Genomic DNA, 20,266 nt, shown 5'->3' with positions numbered 1-20,266 from the left:
ATCGTGTCAAATATACTCATTCTGCGGAAACCATGAAACTTAATAGTGATAAAATCGAGCAACTCAGGCAATTAAAGCAGGAAATTATGGAGCTGGAAGGGTATATTCCCCAAAAAGGACAGCAAACCGATTCCAGACTGCAATTGGGACCCTTACATGAGGCCTTCCCCGGCAGGGCATTTCCCCTGGCCGCCAACCACGAATTTATCAGCCACAATTCTTCCGAGGCTGCTTCCACTCAGGGTTTTCTGGCAGTTATTCTGGGCATGCTGATGCAGAAAGGCGGATTTTGCCTTTGGCTGGGTACCTGTCCCCAGGTCTTTCCTCCTGCTTTAAAGTGTTTTGGGCTAGCTCCGGAGCGGGTGCTTTTTGTGAATGTTCCCAGGGAAAAGGACCTGCTGTGGACGTTGGAGCAGGCCTTAAGTTGTGAAGCGCTGGTAGCGGTGGTAGGGGAAATGAGGGAGTTGGGCTTTTCCGAATCCCAGCGCCTGCAGTTGGCGGTAGAGCGGAGCCGGGTCACTGGCTTTCTCCACCGGCACCAACCCCGAAGCCTGCATGCTCTGGCCTGTGCCACCCGCTGGAAGCTGGCTCCGTTACCCAGTACAGTGCCGGCAGGAATGCCGGGCATGGGCTGGCCTGCCTGGAAGGTATCCTTGCTCAAGGCACGAAACGGAAAACCGGGCCACTGGCAATTGCAATGGGATGGAGAGGGTTTTCAGGAGCTTTTCCATCAGCAGTCACAAAAAATTGTTCAAAACAGAAAAAATTATGCCTAAGCGGTTTTTATCTCTCTGGTTTAGTCACCTGATTACGGACCGGCTGGCCATTCGATATCCGGAACTACGGGGAAAACCCTTCGTTTTGGCGGGTAACGAACGGGGTCGGGCTGTGGTGCAGGCAAGTAGCCGGGAGGCTTATGCACGAGGCATCCGACCGGGTAAGGCTGTGGCTGATGCCAGGGCCATTTTCCCGGATATACAGGTCTATGCCGATAAGCCTGGCTGGAGCAAGCGACTCCTCCACCGGCTGGCTGGCTGGTGCCTGCAGTATACTCCATTGCCTGCTGCAGATCCTCCTTCCGGCTTGATGCTGGATATTTCAGGTTGCCCACATCTCTGGGGAGGAGAATCCGCTTATCTGCAAGCTTTGGTTTCCGCATTGGAAAGCAAGGGCTACCATGTACGGGCGGCCATTGCCGATACCATCGGGGCGGCATGGGCACTGGCACGTTACGGTGAACAGGCCTGTATCGCCGGGAAGGGAATGCAGCGGGAAGCCTTGCTGCCTTTGCCACCCGCTGCCCTTCGACTGGAAGCCCGGACTCTGGAAGGCTTGGATAAATTGGGTTTCCGGCAAATCGAACAGTTTATAGACTTGCCCGCAGCTACCTTGCGCAGGAGATTTGGTGAGGAACTGCTGTTTCGGCTGGGGCAGGCCCTCGGTGAGGAAGAGGAGGCCTTTCAACCCGTACTGCCCCGGGTTCCCTATGAAGAGCAACTGCCCTGTCTGGAGCCCATTCGCACCGCCAGGGGCATTGAGATCGCCCTTCGGAAGCTGCTGGACAGGCTTTGCCAGCGCCTGATCCGGGAAGGGAAGGGGCTGCGCAAGGCCGTTTTCAAAGGTCTGCGCGTAGATGGGAAGACGGTAGAAATTTCCATTGGTACCGGTCGTGCTTCCCACAATCCGGAGCACCTTTTCCGGCTTTTTTCTCTGAAAATTCCATCCCTGGAGCCGGCATTGGGAATAGAGCTGTTTTACCTGGAAGGATTAATGGTGGAAAAGGTTCAACTGCCACAGGAGCAGCTTTGGCACCGTTCCGGAGATCCGGCTGCGGTGGCAGAGTTGGTAGACCGGATAGGTACCAGGCTGGGTTCGGGACACATGCAGCGGTACCTGCCGGAGGAGCGGCATTGGCCGGAGCATTCGGTGCGTCCTGCGTGCTCCCTGGACGAAAAACCCGATACGGATTGGCCCGATTCGGTTCGTCCCATGCACCTGCTGTCTGTGCCGGAGCCCATTTCGGTCATGGTACCATTGCCCGATTACCCTCCCCTGCATTTCAAGCATCAGGGCAAGTTGGTTCGGGTGGCCCGTGCCGACGGGCCGGAGCGCATTGAGCAGGAGTGGTGGCTGCAGACCGGGCCACCCCGGGATTATTACTGTGTGGAAGATACCGAGGGAGGCAGGTACTGGCTTTTCCGGCTGGGGCTTTACGGAAAAGGAAAACCCCAATGGTTTTTGCACGGCTATTTTTCCTGATCCGGAAAAATTTATCCAAAGATCAGATACATACAAAACATGCAAACAACAGCCTATAGCGAACTGCAGGTGACTTCCAATTTTTCCTTTCTTAGGGGCGGCTCGCATCCGGAAGAATTGGTCCAGCAAGCCATTGAACTGGGCTACGAAGCTCTGGCTCTCACCGATCGGAATACCCTTGCGGGAATTGTCCGGGCACACAAGGCAGCCAGGGAGTCCGGTCTTCGCTTCATTCCGGCTTGCCGTCTGGACTTGCTGGATGGTCCCAGCCTGTTGGCTTATCCCAGAGACCGGGAAGCCTACGGCCGACTCTCTTCTCTACTCAGCCTGGGCAATCTCCGGGCAGAGAAGGGGATCTGCCACCTGTACAAGGCGGATGTATACGCCCATGCCCGGGACAGCGTATTTATTGCAGTTCCTCCAACTAGCCTGAATGCCCACCTGGATTTTGAGCCGTCCTTTTATTCTTCTCTGGAGGAATATCGGGAGGCAATAGGTGACAACCTTTACCTGGCCGCCGCTTTTACGTACAATGGTAGCGATCAGAAGCGGCTGTTTCGCATAGCACAGTGGGAGAAAAGCCTGGGTATACCCATGGTAGCGGTCAATGACGTGCACTACCATGTGCCGGGAAGGAGGGCCCTGCAGGATGTGCTGACCTGCATCCGGGAAAAATGTACCATTCAAAGTGCGGGCTTTCGCCTGCATCCCAATGCTGAACGTTACCTGAAATCCCGGGAAGAAATGCACCGCCTGTTTCGGGAGTACCCGGCCGCCCTTCGCCGGGCAGAGGAAATTACTGACTCCTGCCAATTTTCGCTGGATCAATTGACTTACCAGTACCCCGAAGAAATCAGCAGTGAAGGCCGTAGCACACAGGAAGAACTGGAATTGCGGACCTGGGAAGGAGCCCGGAGCAGTTTTGGAGAGCAACTTTCCGAAACGCTCAAGAATACCATACAGCAGGAGTTGGAATTTATCGCCCGCAAGGAATATGCTTCTTATTTTCTGACGGTATACGACCTGGTGCGCTTTGCCCGTAAGCGGGGTATTCTTTGTCAGGGAAGGGGGTCGGCAGCCAATTCGGTAGTCTGCTATTGCCTGGGCATTACCTCGGTGGACCCTTCCAAGTTCAAGCTGCTTTTTGCCCGCTTTATGTCTGATGCCCGCAACGAACCGCCGGATATAGACGTGGATTTTGAGCACGAGCGCAGGGAGGAGGTGATGCAGTATATTTATGAAAAGTATGGCCGGGACCGCGCAGGCATTGTGGCCACTGTTACGCGATTGCATTGGAAAGGGGCAGTCCGAGATGTGGGGAAAGCGATGGGCTTGTCATTGGATGCGGTAGACCGGCTTGCAAAGTCGGGACACGAACTGACGAAAGAATGGCTGCAAGGGGAGAAAGTGTCCTCTCAAGGATTTGACCCGCGGGATACCCATTTGCGAAAGACACTGCTGCTTACCTGGCAGTACATGGGTTTTCCAAGACAGTTAGGCCAGCATACCGGGGGGTTTGTAATCACCCGGGACCAGCTCTCCAACCTCTGTCCGGTACTGCAAGCGCGGATGGAAAACCGCACCTGCATCGAATGGGACAAGGACGACATCGATGCCCTGGGTTTTCTGAAAGTGGACGTGCTGGCATTGGGCATGCTTACCTGTATACGAAAGGCCTTTGACCTGGTTCGGGCCCATTATGGCCGGCACCTCACCCTGGCTAACATTCCCCAAGATGACCCTAGGGTATACGAGATGATCAGTCATGCGGACACCCTGGGGGTATTTCAGATAGAGAGCCGTGCCCAGATGTCGATGTTGCCACGTCTGAAGCCCAGGACCTTTTACGATCTGGTGATCGAGGTGGCGATTGTAAGACCGGGACCGATACAGGGAGATATGGTGCACCCCTACCTCAAAAGACGCAGGGGAGAAGAGCCGGTGGAATATCCCTCCCGCGAACTGGAGGAGATTCTGGGGCGCACGCTGGGGGTGCCCCTGTTTCAGGAGCAGGCCATGGAGATTGCCATTGTAGCGGCAGGCTTTACCCCGGCAGAAGCAGATGGACTGCGGCGAAGTATGGCAACCTTCAAAGCCCATGGCCTGGTGAGTCAGTATGAGAAAAAGCTCGTAGGAGGTATGGTGGCCCGTGGCTATGAGGAGGATTTTGCCAGGCGGGTTTTCCGGCAGTTGGAAGGATTTGGAAGTTATGGTTTTCCCGAGAGCCATGCGGCCAGTTTTGCCTTGCTGGTCTATGTTTCCTGTTGGCTGAAGTACCACTACCCGGATGTCTTTGCTACTGCCCTGCTCAATAGCCAGCCCATGGGTTTTTACAGACCGGCACAGATCGTCAATGATGCCCGCAAGCATGGAGTGGAAGTGAGGCCTGTAGATGTAAACCGCTCCTGCTGGGATCATGTGTTTGAAGAAAAATCCGGTCAGTATTTATCCATCCGGTTGGGTTTCCGTCAAGTGAAAGGCTTGCATGAGGCAGACATGCAACTGCTGGTGGAGCAAAGGAAAAAACCCTACGTCCATATCACCGACCTGATCAATGCCGGCGTACCCAAGGCTGCCCTGGAGCGCCTGGCCGATGCAGATGCTTTTCGGTCGCTGGGCCTGGACCGCAGACAGGCTCTTTGGGATGTGTTGGCGCTTCAGGGAAGGCCTATTGGGGTGTTTACCGGGCAGGTTCAGGAAACGCCCACCGAAAAGAAAGTAGTGCTTCCTGCTATACCTCCCATGGAGCAGGTGCTTCGGGATTATGCCAGTACTACACTTTCCCTGAAATCCCATCCCCTTAGCCATGTGCGTGAGCGTCTGGATCAGTTGCGGGTGAGTCCTACGGTCCATTTGGGAAAAATGAAAGACGGGGCTTTTGTCAAAGTGTGCGGTCTGATTACGGTAAGGCAGCGCCCGGGCACTGCCAAAGGGGTGCTTTTTATCACCATCGAAGACGAGACCGGCTTTGCCAACCTGGTAGTATGGGCCAAAACATTTGAAAAATACCGGTCCGTCATCCTGCAATCCAGGTTATTGATGGTTTCGGGTAAACTTCAGGTAGAAGGAGAAGTCATCCATGTGGTGGTACGCTCCTGCCATAACCTAAACAGACTGCTAAAAGCGGATCCTCCAGGTCAAAGTCCTGCAGGTAAAGGAAAGTTTGGTAAAAAAATACCCCAATCCTCCTCAGGAGAGAAGGGCCAACAGGGGGAATTGTTTCCTTCCAGAGATTTCAAATGAGTGTTGGTTAGTCCGTTTTTCCCAATAGCTAAATTGAAATAAATCCTATAAAAAGGTAATAGGGGGTTCTTTTGAAAGGTTTTATACTTTAAAAAATTGGATATGTTATGTTTTTTTAAAATAGTTATTTAAATGGCATGGTACTTGGGCCTATTGTGATATCTCCGGCGGCAGTAATGATCTGGCCCTGGGGAATAAAAACGATTGTTTAACCAAACTATTTATTAATATGCCAACGCTAAAAGATAAGACCGTAGCCATTTTAACCGAAACCGGATTTGAGGAAAGTGAATTGAAAAGCCCCAAAAAAGCCCTTGAAGAGGCGGGTGCTACTGTACATGTCATTTCCCCGGCCAGTTCGATCAAAGGTTGGAAAGACGGCAACTGGTCTGATGAAGTCAAAATAGACAAGCCACTAAGGGATGCCAAACCCGGAGATTACCATGCCCTTGTGCTTCCGGGAGGTGTTATTAATCCAGACAAGCTGAGGACAAATAAAGAGGCAATTGAGTTTATCAAAGCCTTTTTTGCGAAGGGAAAACCCGTCGCAGCCATTTGTCATGGCCCACAGGTATTGATCGAAGCAGGTGCGCTGGATGGCAGAGAAATGACCTCCTGGCCCTCAATCAAAACTGACCTGATTAATGCAGGAGTAGCATGGACAGACAGCGAATGCGTTTGTGATTCAGCGCTGGTAACTGCCCGCAAGCCGGACGATCTGCCTGCCTTCAATAAAAAACTCATCGAAGAGATCAGGGAGGGAATTCATGAAGAGCAGAAAACGCTGTAATTTTTATAATGGATTAGCTTGATAGAAGAGCCTGCCTGTGCAAATGGGCAGGCTCTTTGCATTTATGAGGAAATCATACAAAACCAGAAATCTACAGGCTGTTGAGATTTTCCGACATCAGGTTTCGAATACTCATTTATAATATGATTTGTCACTTTGTTGGATTGGATATGATGGCCTTAGAAAGAGGAAATAGCAGATGAGAAAAATATCGCTTTATATATTGTTGTGTCTGTGTCTGTCTTGTCAGGGAACAAAAATTGAGCAGCTATTGCGATCCGGAAGTCCCTATGACAAATACCTGCAGGGGCTCAAGGCTTCCAACCTGAAAGACTACGCTATGGTTAGGGATTGGGAGGAGGCAGGAAAAGCGGCACTTTCAGATACTAACCGGGTAGAGCTTCCTTACAGGGAACTCGTGCGGTTTGACCCTGCTGAGCCGGAGGCGGTTTCCTTTGTGTTTTCCGCAAATGAAGGACAGGAAATTACAATAGATTTGAAAGTGCTTTCCGATACCAGTGCGGTATGGTTTACTGATCTTTTTGAGGTGCAGGAAGACGGTGAATTGAAGAAATTGAGACCTGAAGAAGAAGGATCATTTGGACGGTATCCTGTCGGATCTGAAGAAAACTTTCTGCTTCGCCTGCAGCCGGAATTGCTTAAAGGTGGCTTGGTGGAATTGTCCGTCAGCTATGCTGCCAGCCTGAGTTTTCCGCTGTTGAATAAAAATTATTTGAATATAGCCAGTTTTTTTGGTGATCCGAGAGACGGAGGCAGGAGAAAACACGAAGGAGTGGATATTTTCGCGCCGAGCGGCACACCTGTACTTGCTGTCAGCGATGGTAGGGTCACCAGGGTAGCTAACAACCGGCTGGGAGGAAAAACGGTAAGGATCTCTTCAGGCAGATACTCCTTTTATTACGCCCATCTCGATAGTCAGATGGTCGCTTCGGGCAGTAGGGTTAAGCCTGGGGATACCCTGGGTACGGTGGGCAATACGGGAAATGCGCGAACCACCGCACCGCACCTTCATTTTGGAATTTATGCGCCGGGATGGAATAGTGTAGATCCGCTGTATTTTTTCCAACCGGCTCCCGATCTACCCAACCTTTCGCTGACTGATTCGGTAATGCTGGACCATTGGGGAAGGGTAAAGGCGAGCCTGGTCAATTTACGTCAAGGTCCCGGTACCGGCTTTAGGATTTTGGGCAAGTTGGAAAATCAGGCTCTTTTTAAAATTGAAGGCGTAACCGACGGCTGGCTGAGGATCAGGCTTCCGGATAGCAGTCAGGGGTTTTTGGCAGAAAATCTGGCGGAGGTTGCAGACACATCCCTTCAGCAAATGACACTTCAACCTTCAGATTGGTTAAAGGAAAAGTGGAGCACGCCTCAGTTTCAGTATGCCTCCTTTTCCGGAGATGCAGATGTACTGGGCAGTTTCGGTCAGTTTGATTTGGTAGCTTTAGGTAATGGAACGGAACTTTGGGTAAACAAAGCAGGCAATACCGATTGATTTGTAGCTTGCTTTTTAGCAGTCAGCTCTCCGAATTGTCAATCGGATCAGAGGAGATAAAAGGGCACGGATTTTGCCCATTGTGAAAAGATCTTCCTTTTTCTTACCTCTGGCCGGATGGAAAAGAGGGAGATTGCGTTTTTAATCTGTGTAAAGGCACCATGTATTGTAGATTTTTTAGTCAGAATCAATGATATTTTAACCCAAATAATCGATGAAAAACACCGCACCATTGCCAGCCGGGGACACATTCCCAAAAGAAAGTTTCTGGACCAAATCCTTCTTTATCAAAACATTATTGAATGGTTTATTCCTAATATTACCCATCATCATCATATTATTTTTACTATCCATTATTTTTAAATTCGTTTTTAATTTGGTTTCGCCAATCAGTGCTTTATTGGATAATGGCTCCGAATCACCGACCCTCATTATCAATATCCTGGCATTGCTTATTCTCATTGCAATTATTTTCGTGATCGGTTTGATACTCAATAATGGAAGAAGCAAACGCATGTTCAAGGTTTTTGAATACAGGTATTTATTACAAATACCTTTGTATTCAACCATACAGGAAACCATTGCCCAGTTTACAGGTCTTAAAAAAATGCCCTTTAGCCAAGTTGTGCTTGTGGATGCCTTTAATACCGGCGTATTGCTTACAGGATTTGTTACCGAATCAGTATCAGAGCAAATATACACGATTTTTGTACCCACCGCTCCAAATCCTATGAATGGGAATATTTACCATGTCCCGGTATCCCAACTGAAATTCTTAGACATAGAACCTGAAAAAGCAATGCGGTCTATTGTGGGTATGGGTACGGGTTCTTCTATATTGTTTGTTGAAAAAGATGGACTTAAGCAGCAGGCGCCAGTTGATTAATTTGGGATGAGTTTTTTGATTTAAGGCGGAACAAGTATCGTCTGGCAAAAATCATAAATGCTGAAAATACAAAATTAACTTTACCTCAGCGCAAGGATAATTTCGTAAAAAAATATTTTACCCAATACCCCCTTTCATGGTTAAATTAACCCTGATGAAATCGAGCCTATTGGAAAGTTGGCCATACTGAGGATAATGGTAATCCAGCCAAAGTCACCCTACAGGAAAAAATTAGTAGAAGAATTTGGCGTATTTGATAATAATCCTATTGAAAGACAGTCAATAACTTATCCAAAGTAAGCTCTCTATCATCAGGCTGAATTAGAACAAGAAAAAACTTTGGAAAAGTTCTTCCAAAAACGGCCACTAACTTTTCCAAAGTTAGATTTTGATCAACAGGAGGAATTAGAATAAGTAATAAACTTTGGAAAAGTTTCTCTTATACCTGGTTTAGGTTTTGGCCAGTAGCCACTTATTGGTCAACTAATTTCATTTAATTTCCGCAAAAAATGCTTCCAGGTCCAGTTCAAATCCCAAAATGACAGAAGACTTTGCCCTATCCCCGGAAGTCATCAGGCGGGAACTTTGGTACTTGCCTTGGACCAGGGTGTAAATTAATAGGGTCTGTCCGGCTGCATCCATCAGCCAATATTCCTTTACCCCGGATGCTTCGTACACCTCGTATTTATGGTGTAGTTCAAGTTGTTTGTTGCCCGGGGAGAGTACTTCCACCACCAGGTCAGGTGCTCCAATGCAGCCCCTGTCGTCTAATTTGTCAAGGTCACAGACCACGCAGATATCCGGTTGTACAACAGTATATATTTTATCGTCTTTTTTGGATTTGACTGGAAGCCGGACATCAAAAGGGGCGATATAGGCCTGGCAGGTTTTGCCTTTCAAGAACATGTTTAGTTCTGTATAAAGGTCTCCCGTCAGACGTTGATGAATCCTGTTTGGAGCTGCGGCAGTTTTTTTGAAAACTTTGCCCTTGATCAGTTCGACCATTTCTTCCATATCCCAGGACAGATAATCTGCATAGGTATACCCCCCATAACTTAAATCAGGTTCTTTTACCGAAGGTTTGGCCTTTTCTTTTTCCATACCTGAATATAACAATTTGGAAGCAAAGTTTTATCCCGGCATCAAAATATTCCCGCTTACATTTCCAGGTCTTATTGTTTTAAATAATTATCTGTATTTTTAATTTCCTCAATCAGATGGGGCATCACCCGTCCATTAATTGTATGAGATCTGTTTTAAAGAGGGGAAACAGGCTGTATTTCCCTTATTGGAGATTACATCCTGTTTTTTGGTTTGGATTGGTCTTTTAACAGGGGGCACTCGAAGGTCCTTTTAATTATGGAGAAGATAAATCTGTTTTTACTGTGGGGAATAAGGTTGAAAAAATACGTGCGTTATGAAAATGAAGAATGCAAATGATATGAAGCGGTTTGTAGTGCTATTTTCAGGTTTGTTCATACTGGGCCTGTACTCCTTTGTTTCCAATGAAGAGAATGAAAAGGACAGGCTCTTGAAAAAGGTAAAGGCATATGCAGATGCCATGATTGAAAAAGGCAGGGACAACTATGGTGATTTGCAATCGCCCCTATTCGCAGCAGCGCTTGACAGGTCCGGAATGACCCTTGGATCTACAGAAAGTTTTGGTGAGATTCAGGGTGTTCGTAAAAGTGACCGGTCATTGGGAGGGGCCAATCCTCAGGAAGACCGATCCTTGTATGCCATCCTTTACCAGCTGACTGATATTACTGCTGAGGAAAAATATGCCCGTGAAGCAGATAAATCCTTGAAATATTTCTTTGACCATTGTCAAAGTCCCGAAACCGGATTAATGGCCTGGGGAGAACACCTTTTTTGGGATTTTCGCAGCGAATCGGTAGGGGGAACAGACATGCACGAGATCAATGGTGAATGGCCGTTCTGGGACCAATGTTACCGGTTGGCACCTGAAGAGAGTTGGCGTTTTGCACTGGGTTTATGGGACAATCAAATTGACAGCAAGGAGACCGGGGATTATTCCAGACATGCCCGTTGGTCAAGTCGCGAAACGTATCAGGGATTTGAATTCCCCCGATATGCCGGGCAAATGATTTCAACCTGGACAGATGCTTATGTTCGGGAGGAGAACAAAGGGAAAAGTAGAAGAGGAGACTTGATAAATGCGATTTCCACTGTATTGGTCCGCATGGAAGAGAATAGCAAAATAGCAGCATCCGGTTACCTGATTGCGGGAAGGGCAGAGCAAGGGGACCATATCAATGTAGTTTGGCTGAACAATAATCTTGAAATGGCCAGATGTCTATGGGACGCAGCAGATAAAATCAAATTTCTTGATGAAAACCTGGCCACCCGAATGGAGAAATTGGCCATACAGCAGGATATGGATTTTCATAGAACAGACCACTACATTGCTGAAGGCGGGGGCTTTTCCGTTACCCTTCATGCAAAAACAGGCGAACCCAGGCAGCGGTCCATGAATATTCCTTATACAGCAGTTTGGGCTACAGGTTACGGGTATTCCACCCATGCCGATTTAGCTAATTTGCTTTATTCCAGGTATTTGCAATTAAAAGAAAATCATCCGCAACTGGCAGATAAATACAAAACACTCATAGTTGCTGCAGCAGAGCAGTATCTTGCGGCAAGTCCTGATGAAAATGAATTGCAAAAACCTGATGCATTTGCCAAAGTGGTGGAACTCATGATCAATACCTACCAATTAACAGGAGAGGAAAAGTTTTTCAAGCGGGCGAAATACTTCGCGTGGCTGGGCATCGATTTATTTCTTTCTGATGGAACTCCATTGCCAAAAGCAAGCAATCAACACAATCATTATGAAGCCATTACAGGAGGCCCAGATTTTATGTATGCTCTGTTGGAACTATACAAACAATATTGAATTGGGGAAGTAAATGCAAGCTTACTTTAATACCTGACCATCATCAATTATAGTGTTGGAATGGAAGCAGAAATAGGCTCAGAAATCAAGGGGGCAGCTATCAAGGCCTCTAAAGGTGTAAGCAAATCACTGTGGCCAGGGAGCTTTTTCCGAAATCAGTTTCTTCTCTACCAGCTCTTCCCAAAATGCCTGTGGTATTTTCACCTGCATTGCTTTTACATTGGCCTTGGCCTGATCCGGATATCTTGTACCTGGAATCACAGCAGAAACCACCAAAGGTGCGGCAGAAAATTGCAAAGCAGCAGCGATCAGGTCAATCCCATGTCGTGTGGCAATTTCCGTCATTTGTCGCCGCTTTTCCTTAAAGCCTTCCGGCATTTTTCCCCAGTAATTGTAACGGTCTATGCCAGCCAGGAAGCCGGCATTCAGTGGAGCACCCACAACGATGTCCACTCCTTTTTCTTCACAAGAGGGAAACAACCGATCAAGGGCATCCTCATGGTACATCAGCGAATATTGGGTTGCTGAAAGACATACGTCGGGATCCGCTACTTTAAAGGTTTCCAATATTGGTTCTATGCGGTTTACTCCCAGGCCCCAACCTTTGATCAATCCTTCCTCCTTCATTTTGGTAAGTTCGGGCATGGCACCTTTGGCTGCCACTTTGAAATATTCCATCCAATTGTTCTTCATATCTCCATTTTCAGGAGAAAGGTCGTGGATAAAAACAATATCCAGACTGTTGATGCCCATTCTTTGCAAGCTGTCCTCTATAGACCTGCGCACCCCTGAAGCACTGTAGTCGTACTCATAGTCAAAAGGAGAGGCCTGTTTCCAGGAGTTGTTTGTTGGTGGGCCCTTGGCCGCCTTTAATATCCTGCCGACCTTTGTGGCCAGTACATATTCTTCTCGTTTTTGATTGTGTAGAAAACGCCCAAAACGTCGTTCGCTTAAACCCAATCCATACCAGGGAGAAGTATCAAAAAACCGGACGCCGGCCTCCCAGGCACCTTCCAATGCCAATTGTGCCTGTTCATCAGTAGTTGGTCTGAAACCATTCCCTATGGCTACGCCTCCAAGGCCAAAGTTGGCTGGTAAATTTACTTTAATTCTATTCATTTTTTCTTTCGTATTCTCTGTGTTGGTAAGTCCATATCCGGGTAGGTAGGTAGCCATTCCAGCTGTCAAACCAACCTGCAGGGATTTTTGGATAAAATTTCTTCTGCTGTTCATTTGGTTTTTTTTTCAATCAGTAAACCTTCCGGTTTTTCGATTTTCCGGTTCAAGTTAAAACCCAAATCCGAAGGGAAGTAAGAACCTAATGCCGGTTCTTTTCCGATGGAAAATAAATTATTAACCTGTCAAAGTAAAATTACGGTATATGAACTTGCAAGGCAACCTTACCGGGTCCAAATGCTCACTAACCCACTTTCTTTTCCCAGCAGAGGTAGTGGACTGTTGGGGATGGTACCATCGTCCTTAAAATAAAATAATTTTGATGGGAACATGGAAATATCATTTTGATTGAATTGGAAATAATACAGGTATTTACTGGCATATGAGCAATAAACACCAAATCCTTTTTAAATTCATTGATTTGTACGTATTTTAGATGGCAATAAACCCGGATTACTTTACATGTACCAAGATAATGATTTTACTAAGCCTGACCAAAATGCCGATGATGCGGTATACTGGATGCAAATCACAAATGATGAAAGGGCTGGAATGGAAGCCTTGTATGTAAAATACACCCGGGAACTTTTCAGGCTGGGCATGTCCATCAAGGGGGACCGCAGTTTGGTAAAAGATTGCATACAGGAAGTATTTTTGCAAATCTGGCAATACAGACATACCGTAAAAGCCACTGATAATGTTAAACTGTACCTTTTTAAATGCCTTAGCAATAAAATTCACAAAGAGGTAGGCAAGGATAAAAAACGGTATGGTCACCTGGACACGGACCTGGAAACAGAAGTGGAGCAAGAGACGGGCGCAGGAGCATCCTTTATGTCTTTAGAAAAAAAAATCAGTCTTAATAATGCCCTTGGTCAAATCCCATCCCGGCAAAAAGAGGTGATCCACCTGCTGTATTACGAAAATCATTCTTATGAAGATATTTCTAAGATCATGGGAATCAATGTGCAATCTGTTTATACGCTTGCCTGGAAGGCCCTGGCTAATTTAAAGAAGCGAATGGTATTGGTTTGGTTTTTTCTACTTGCATTTTTTACCTGATTCATTGTCAAATCAGTATCATTTACTTGTTTTTATTAACATAAAGTCTCCTTTTTATATTGATATTTGATTTTTCTGTATTTATAAAAAAAATTCCACCGAATAAGGATAGGTTTTTAAAGTTCGGTACTTATGTGGGTGAATTTGTTATAAAATGGATATTTCCAATTATACCGCAGAAGATTTTGTTTTGGACCCATCATTCAAAAAATGGGTGATGCAACCCAATGCAACATCGAATATTTTTTGGGAGCGATTATTGGCCAAAAATCCTTCCAAATACAAAGAAGCCAAAAAAGCGCGTGCACTCATTCTCAGCTTGAACACCAAAAATCAACCCAAACTTTCTGAGGCTGAGATTTCGGAGATGTGGAGGAATATTGATTTCAAAATGTCAGCTGCATATATGGGGAATGGGTGTATAAAGGAGGATAAAGTTATCCCTATCCATTCCTATAGCACTTTGGAAAGAGGGGCTTCAAACAGCTCAACCCGGTATAATCCTTTTGCCAAATTCAGTTTCAGGGTGGCCTGTATCCTGGCCTTGGCCATTGGCCTGGGCTACCTTTCAGGTTGGCTGGTGTCCGTTCCCGTTATTCCCGAGCTCCATTCACCTGTTATGGAATATGTAGAACACAAGACCATTCCCGGTGTAAAATCGCATCTTACCTTAAGTGATGGGTCCCTGGTTATTCTGAATTCAGGAAGTGAATTGAGGTACATCAAAAATTTTGAGAAGGGCAGGAGGGAAGTTCAATTAAAAGGAGAAGCTTTTTTCAGGGTAGCCAGGGATTCACTGAGACCTTTTATCGTCAATTCCAGGGAAACAACGACCATAGCTCTGGGTACCAGCTTCAATGTCAAGGCCTATGAGGGAGAAACATTGGACGTTTCTCTGCTGACCGGAAAGGTAGCCATAAACAAGGAAGAGCTAATGGAAGAGCCAATCACTTTACTTCCGGGAGAAGCCTTAAAAATCGATATGGAAAAGGACAGGTTGGAAAAAACCGGCTTTGACCAGGACCTGGTGATGGGATGGACAAAAAAAAGGATCATTTTTCAGGAAACATCATTGGTGGAAGCCATCAGGGTCCTGGAAAATTGGTATGGGGTCCAAATTTCAGTAAAAAATAAGCCCCTCAATCCCGTGTTGCTTTCGGGAAAATTTCAGGACGAGACCTTGGAAAACGTTCTTGAAGGACTAAAGTTTTCGGCAAGATTTGATTTCACAATTGAAAAGGAAGATGTAAAAATCATATTTAAAGAATAAGAAAATTTGCCTATGAAATAACCCCAATTTTAAGAAAGGTCGGGAATGCGCCAACATCCCCGACCAAATCGATCTCCGGAAAAACTAGCTAACGGAATTCCGGGGCATGTTTATTCAAAACCATTCATTATAGTTTTAAAACAAACAAAGTAAAGGTATGAAAAATCTTATACTATTACATGTTATACGCATGACCAAACTATTTACCTATGCGTTTCTGATTCAATTCCTTTCTATGAGTTTTCTGTTTGCCTGGAATGGCAATGCACAGATCAAGGATATTGAAGAAGTAATGATCACCTTAACCCTTGAAGATACCAAAATCGAAAAGGCATTTTCCACCATTGAGAAAATGACCGGGTTTAGTTTTGTGTATACAGATAGGGAATTAAAAGGTACTCCAAGGGTCACTACTGCCGGGGGAACCCAGACGGTTTATGACTTACTATCACTAATTGGCCGGCAAACGGGTTTGTATTTCAAACAGGTTAACCGGAATATTCATGTCAGGAAAGTCCCTCAGCAAGCAAAAGAGTTGGAGCGTGTCGCCAATGTTGAAGCATTGTTGGAGATTAACATAACCGGAAGGGTTACCGATGAAAACGGGGAACCCTTGCCTGGGGCATCTATTACCGTAAGTGGAACCACATCTGGAACTGTAACAGATATTGATGGGTATTATTCTATAACTGTTCCGGAAAATGCAACTTTAGTATTTTCCTATATAGGATATGAATCCAAATCAATAGTTGTTGGGATGCAAAATACTATTAATGTTACATTGGGGGAAGACCAATCTTCATTGGAAGAGGTAGTTGTTACAGGGTATGGCACCCAGGAGAGAGCCAAGGTTACCTCGGCTATTTCTGAAGTAAATACCTCTGAGTTAAAAAGTTTACCATTATCTCAACCAGGTCAACTTCTACAAGGGAGAGCATCTGGAATAACTGTTAGGGACAATAACGGAGCTCCAGGGTCAACTCCCAGTATTCAAGTTCGGGGCCTTAGTTCAATCAATGCTGGTGTATCTCCCCTTGTTGTAATTGACGGAAACCCAGTGGGTGATATTCCATCCAGTTTAAGTGCAAACGATATTGAAAAAATCACTGTACTTAAGGATGCGGCATCTACTTCAATTTATGGTGCCAGAGGGTCCAATGGAGTGGTTTTGATAGAAACTGTTAGAGCAAAAGAAGCTCAGAGCCAGGTTGAGTATACAGTAAGTGGAGGATACAACTATCTTCCTCAAAATTGGAGGCCTACCTTTTTAAATGCACAGCAGTATGCACAATATAACGTGGAGCGAATTCAGGAATTGAATGCTCGAAATAATACATCCAATCCAGTTCCTCAAATTTACCTCGATGTTTTGGCTGATCCCAATTATGGTCCAGGAACGAATTGGCAGGATGAAGTTTTTCAGGAGGGTTCAGATGCCCGGTTTCAGAGCCATAATCTTACTTATAGAGGAGGAAGTGAAAAACTTAGAGGCGCTGTTTCAGCTGGCTACTTGGATCAGGATGGATTATTGCCCAACACCAATTTCAAACGATATTCGCTAAGGACAAATGTTGATGGTAAATTTAATGATTGGTTGAGTGCGGGAGCCAATTTATCTGTTTCACATACTGAAAGTAATGAAACGCCTGAGCTGGGACCAAGAGGGATTTCTATGACAGCTATGACCTTAAGCCCGTTGAAATCACCCTATGATGAAAACGGTGAACTTGTTCCATATATTGATGGAGATTCTCCTGGATATTTTTCATTCGCCAATCCATTGTTTAAGTCTAAAGTTACAAAAGATCAAACCATAAGTCGAGACATTTATGCCGGGATGAATTTAGATATTAAAATCATTGAAGGATTACATTTCAGACCACGGGTTTATAGTAGGCTATTGACCACTACGAATAATGTATTTATCCCAACCACTGTGGGAAGGCCTGCAATTGGCAACGGAGGAAGGCCACCGCTGACCAATAGTGCTACCAATGTAAACTTTAACATTACAAATTGGGGATTTGATAATCTCTTAAGTTACGATAGAAGGATAGGCATGCATTCATTTGGCACATTATTAGGGTATACTTCACAGAAACAATCCGGAGAAATGTCCTCTATCAATGCCTCCAATTTTCCCAACGACAATAATATCAATTTCCTGGAAGCGTCTCAGGTATCAGCTGCAGTTACAGATCGTAGCAATTGGGCGCTTGCAGCCTTTTTTGGAAGGTTAAATTATGACTTTAATGGTAAATATCTTGCTGAAGTGAATTTCAGACGAGAAGGGTCTTCCAGATTTGGGGCCAAAAACAAATATGGGAATTTCCCTTCGGCCTCCATCGGTTGGAGAGTTTCAGAGGAAAGTTTTTACCCCAAAGATTTTTTTATAAATGAGTTGAAAATCAGGTCTAGTTATGGAATTACCGGTAATAGTGCCATTGGTGATTTTGACCAATATGGACAAATCTTATCCATTCCCAATTTGAATAACTTGAACAACAACTACAACTATGTTTTAAACAGTGCAATTGTTACCGGAAAAGCCCTTGCATCACTTGGCTCAGAAAATTTGAAATGGGAAACATCCAAGCAATTTGATATTGGACTATCATTAGGGTTTTTTGAGGATCAATTTGGGCTAAAAGTGGATTACTATGAAAAAACCACTGAAGACATGTTATTTAATGTGTCAGTGCCACAGGCTTCGGGTTTTTCATCCAGTAGGATCAACGTTGGTGAAATGCAGAACAAGGGTTGGGATTTTGAGGCGGTTGGATCCCATCAGATAAACGATTTTATGTGGAATGGTAATCTAAATGTGTCTCTGTTGCGAAATATAGTCACTTCGATGCCAGAACAGATTGAAAGGATCATTATAGGGGATAATATCACAGAGGAAGGAATACCTGTAGGATCTTTGTATGGATATCAAATAGATGGCATTTTCAATACCCGTGAACAATTGGATGACCCTGATTTATATGGATATCCAGGAGCAAAAGACTTTGGAGGATATATCTATAGAGACGTAAATAATGATGGAATTATTAATGCTCAGGATAAGACGAATATTGGTAATCCCCATCCTCGAACTGTTTTAGGTTTTAATAACCAATTTTCCTATAAAAACCTTTCCCTTTCTATATTAATGACGGGATCATTTGGCTATCAAATAGCCAATGCACTTTATGAAGCATCGTATAATGAAGTAGGAAGATGGAATGTAGATGAGGCATTCCTGACAAGATGGAAGTCTCCGGAAAACCCCGGTGCTGGTCGTATTCCTGCTATTTACTACCCTGGACAACACTTTGTATCAAATGTTTATGTGGAAAACGGTGATCATCTTTGGATAAAAAATATAACGCTTGGCTACCAATTACCTGCCGCACTGATCGACAGAACTGAATTTATATCCAATGTTCGGTTTACCCTCAGTGCTCAGAACTTATTTAAGTTCACTGAATATACAGGTTATAACCCAGAGGTAAGTCAAAATGGTGGTAATCCCAGCAGGATTGGTGTGGATGATTTTTCATACCCGGTTCCCCGTACCATTACACTGGGTGCAAGTATCACGCTTTGATCATTTATTAATATAATTAAATTAATCATGAGAAAATATACGAGTAAACTAAATATAGAAATTTGTTGCTTTGTGTGCACCATATTTGTTGGTTTTGGATGTAGTGAAGATTTCTTAACCGTTACACCACAGCATTATACCACCGAGGCGGACTTTTATCAGACGGATGATGATTTTATTCAGGCGACAAATGCCGTGTATGGAGACCTTCAAACCTTTATTTTAAGTGCTCATGTCTTACAGGAAGGTAGATCTGATAATACAACCTACGATAATGCGAACGATCAGGGATCCTTAGGAGGTGCGGCACAACTTGGCTTTTTAGACCAATTTAAAGAAACCTCCGATGCCAATTCCATTGCCGGTCCATGGAATACTATTTACAATGCGATAAAGGATTGCAATGTTCCCTTAAATCAATTGGAAACTGCCGAAATCGACCCTGCTTTGGCGCAGCGACTGGAAGGAGAATTGCGGTTTTTCAGAGCCTATTTCCATTTTATTGCGGTTCAATACTGGGGTGATGTTCCACTGCTTTTAGAACCTATAACTTCAGCAGAACAAGCATTTGCCATTGAAAGGGCACCTGTTTCAGAAGTTTACCAGTCCATTATCGCGGATGCGCAATTTGCCATTTCTTCGTTAGAACCCACTTATACCGGTGGCAACAGGGGGCGGGTTACCAGTTATACTGCCAGGATGTTGCTGGCTAAAGTATACATGACAAGTAAAGATAATCGCAACTATAGTTTGGCGCAAAGTGAATTGGAAGATATTGTAAATTCCGGTCTTTTTGAAATTCTTCCCAGCTATGCGGATCTTTTTGATCCGGCCATGAAAAATAGTAAGGAGTCAATTTTTGAAGTGCAGTATTTAGATGGAACTGCCGGAGAGGCTAGTAATTTTATTTACCAATTTGCTCCGGTAGGTTCCGGAGGGACCGTTTTTGTTGGACCGGGAAATGGTGGAGGAAGAAACATTCCCACTTTGGACATGGTCAATACGTATGAAGTCAATGATATTAGAAAAGATGTTTCAATCGGGTTTTTTGATAGGAATAACCTCACGGTACCCTATGTGAAGAAGTACGACAATGATGTTGATCCAAATTTTGCTACAACACCAGACAACTGGCCAATATATCGCTATGCAGACGTATTGCTCTTATTAGCTGAAGCCATCAATGAGCAAGCATATAGTACTGGATTACCATTTACCTATTTGAATGAAATCAGGTCCAGGGCTAACTTGCCCGATTTGACTCCTACTGATTTGCCCGATCAGGATGCATTTCGCACAGCTATCGCTCATGAAAGAAGGGTTGAATTGGCCTTTGAAAATCATCGTTGGTTTGATCTGTTAAGAACGGACAAGGCGATTGAAGTGATGACGGCGTATGGACAGGTAGAGTTAGCCAATCCAACAACACCTCCACCAAATTTTCTGCCATATGATGAAACCTGCTGGGTGATGACGCCAAATAAATTATTGTATCAAATACCAAGCGGTGAACTGAATTTAGCTCCATTTATCGATCAAAATCCAACTGATTAATGAG

General features: G+C 45.1%; 13 protein-coding genes. 11 read left to right on the top strand and 2 right to left on the bottom strand.

Annotation, left to right across the window (positions count from 1 at the left end; translation table 11 throughout):
* Positions 1-32: 32 nt before the first annotated feature.
* The 6 genes from HUJ21_RS18045 (at position 33) to HUJ21_RS18020 (ending at position 8,691) form a co-directional block, all read left to right on the top strand.
* Complete coding sequence (locus HUJ21_RS18045; RefSeq protein WP_291371961.1) at positions 33-776, top strand: Error-prone repair protein ImuA; 744 nt, start codon at positions 33-35, stop codon at positions 774-776.
* A complete protein-coding gene (locus HUJ21_RS18040; protein WP_291371960.1) occupies positions 769-2,259 on the top strand; it encodes a DNA polymerase Y family protein in 1,491 nt (496 codons plus the stop codon). Before HUJ21_RS18045 ends, HUJ21_RS18040 begins: the two co-directional genes overlap by 8 nt.
* Before the next feature lie 39 nt (positions 2,260-2,298).
* A complete protein-coding gene (locus tag HUJ21_RS18035) occupies positions 2,299-5,502 on the top strand; it encodes an error-prone DNA polymerase (protein ID WP_291371959.1) in 3,204 nt (1,067 codons plus the stop codon).
* A 229-nt stretch (positions 5,503-5,731) separates the two neighbouring features.
* On the top strand, positions 5,732-6,292 hold the full coding sequence (locus HUJ21_RS18030) for a type 1 glutamine amidotransferase domain-containing protein (protein ID WP_291371958.1): 561 nt from the start codon (positions 5,732-5,734) through the stop codon (positions 6,290-6,292).
* A 199-nt stretch (positions 6,293-6,491) separates the two neighbouring features.
* On the top strand, positions 6,492-7,805 hold the full coding sequence (locus tag HUJ21_RS18025) for a M23 family metallopeptidase (protein ID WP_291371957.1): 1,314 nt from the start codon (positions 6,492-6,494) through the stop codon (positions 7,803-7,805).
* 214 nt (positions 7,806-8,019) lie between these two features.
* The gene (locus HUJ21_RS18020) at positions 8,020-8,691 is read left to right on the top strand and encodes a DUF502 domain-containing protein (protein WP_291371956.1); all 672 of its coding nucleotides are present in this window, start codon (positions 8,020-8,022) and stop codon (positions 8,689-8,691) included.
* Positions 8,692-9,180: 489 nt separating this feature from the next.
* Here HUJ21_RS18020 and HUJ21_RS18015 read toward each other — a convergent pair whose 3' ends face one another.
* The gene (locus HUJ21_RS18015; protein WP_291371955.1) at positions 9,181-9,792 is read right to left on the bottom strand and encodes a Uma2 family endonuclease; all 612 of its coding nucleotides are present in this window, start codon (positions 9,790-9,792) and stop codon (positions 9,181-9,183) included.
* A gap of 316 nt (positions 9,793-10,108) precedes the next feature.
* On the opposite strand from HUJ21_RS18015, the gene HUJ21_RS18010 reads away from it, so the two are divergent.
* Complete coding sequence (locus tag HUJ21_RS18010) at positions 10,109-11,608, top strand: hypothetical protein (RefSeq protein ID WP_291371954.1); 1,500 nt, start codon at positions 10,109-10,111, stop codon at positions 11,606-11,608.
* A gap of 126 nt (positions 11,609-11,734) precedes the next feature.
* On the opposite strand, the gene HUJ21_RS18005 is transcribed toward HUJ21_RS18010, so the two are convergent.
* Entirely contained in the window at positions 11,735-12,841 is a 1,107-nt protein-coding gene (locus HUJ21_RS18005) for an aldo/keto reductase (protein WP_291371953.1), read from the bottom strand.
* A 405-nt stretch (positions 12,842-13,246) separates the two neighbouring features.
* Between HUJ21_RS18005 and HUJ21_RS18000 the strand changes: the two genes are divergently transcribed.
* The 4 genes from HUJ21_RS18000 to HUJ21_RS17985 all read left to right on the top strand — a co-directional run bounded on the left by HUJ21_RS18000 (position 13,247) and on the right by HUJ21_RS17985 (position 20,262).
* On the top strand, positions 13,247-13,846 hold the full coding sequence (locus HUJ21_RS18000) for a sigma-70 family RNA polymerase sigma factor (RefSeq protein ID WP_291371952.1): 600 nt from the start codon (positions 13,247-13,249) through the stop codon (positions 13,844-13,846).
* Positions 13,847-14,000: 154 nt separating this feature from the next.
* Positions 14,001-15,116 (top strand): FecR family protein, encoded by a 1,116-nt coding sequence (locus tag HUJ21_RS17995; RefSeq protein WP_291371951.1) that lies wholly within the window; start codon positions 14,001-14,003, stop codon positions 15,114-15,116.
* Positions 15,117-15,273: 157 nt separating this feature from the next.
* Positions 15,274-18,708, top strand: a complete 3,435-nt coding sequence (locus tag HUJ21_RS17990; RefSeq protein ID WP_291371950.1) for a TonB-dependent receptor — start codon at positions 15,274-15,276, stop codon at positions 18,706-18,708.
* Positions 18,709-18,735: 27 nt separating this feature from the next.
* The gene (locus HUJ21_RS17985; protein ID WP_291371949.1) at positions 18,736-20,262 is read left to right on the top strand and encodes a RagB/SusD family nutrient uptake outer membrane protein; all 1,527 of its coding nucleotides are present in this window, start codon (positions 18,736-18,738) and stop codon (positions 20,260-20,262) included.
* Positions 20,263-20,266 lie beyond the last annotated feature (4 nt).

It is taken from the genome of Cyclobacterium sp., from assembly GCF_014762705.1.
GTDB lineage: Bacteria > Bacteroidota > Bacteroidia > Cytophagales > Cyclobacteriaceae > Cyclobacterium.
This window is presented reverse-complemented; position numbering and strand designations above follow the sequence as displayed.

What these genes read in the sequence shown, in the direction of transcription:
- HUJ21_RS18045 (WP_291371961.1), top strand. Translation starts at nt 33, where the DNA reads ATGAAACTTAATAGTGATAAAATCGAGCAACTCAGGCAATTAAAGCAG.
- HUJ21_RS18005 (WP_291371953.1), bottom strand. Translation starts at nt 12,841, where the DNA reads ATGAACAGCAGAAGAAATTTTATCCAAAAATCCCTGCAGGTTGGTTTG.
- HUJ21_RS17985 (WP_291371949.1), top strand. Translation starts at nt 18,736, where the DNA reads ATGAGAAAATATACGAGTAAACTAAATATAGAAATTTGTTGCTTTGTG.
- HUJ21_RS18025 (WP_291371957.1), top strand. Translation starts at nt 6,492, where the DNA reads ATGAGAAAAATATCGCTTTATATATTGTTGTGTCTGTGTCTGTCTTGT.
- HUJ21_RS18000 (WP_291371952.1), top strand. Translation starts at nt 13,247, where the DNA reads ATGTACCAAGATAATGATTTTACTAAGCCTGACCAAAATGCCGATGAT.
- HUJ21_RS18040 (WP_291371960.1), top strand. Translation starts at nt 769, where the DNA reads ATGCCTAAGCGGTTTTTATCTCTCTGGTTTAGTCACCTGATTACGGAC.
- HUJ21_RS18015 (WP_291371955.1), bottom strand. Translation starts at nt 9,792, where the DNA reads ATGGAAAAAGAAAAGGCCAAACCTTCGGTAAAAGAACCTGATTTAAGT.
- HUJ21_RS18020 (WP_291371956.1), top strand. Translation starts at nt 8,020, where the DNA reads ATGAAAAACACCGCACCATTGCCAGCCGGGGACACATTCCCAAAAGAA.
- HUJ21_RS18010 (WP_291371954.1), top strand. Translation starts at nt 10,109, where the DNA reads ATGAAAATGAAGAATGCAAATGATATGAAGCGGTTTGTAGTGCTATTT.
- HUJ21_RS17995 (WP_291371951.1), top strand. Translation starts at nt 14,001, where the DNA reads ATGGATATTTCCAATTATACCGCAGAAGATTTTGTTTTGGACCCATCA.
- HUJ21_RS17990 (WP_291371950.1), top strand. Translation starts at nt 15,274, where the DNA reads ATGAAAAATCTTATACTATTACATGTTATACGCATGACCAAACTATTT.
- HUJ21_RS18035 (WP_291371959.1), top strand. Translation starts at nt 2,299, where the DNA reads ATGCAAACAACAGCCTATAGCGAACTGCAGGTGACTTCCAATTTTTCC.
- HUJ21_RS18030 (WP_291371958.1), top strand. Translation starts at nt 5,732, where the DNA reads ATGCCAACGCTAAAAGATAAGACCGTAGCCATTTTAACCGAAACCGGA.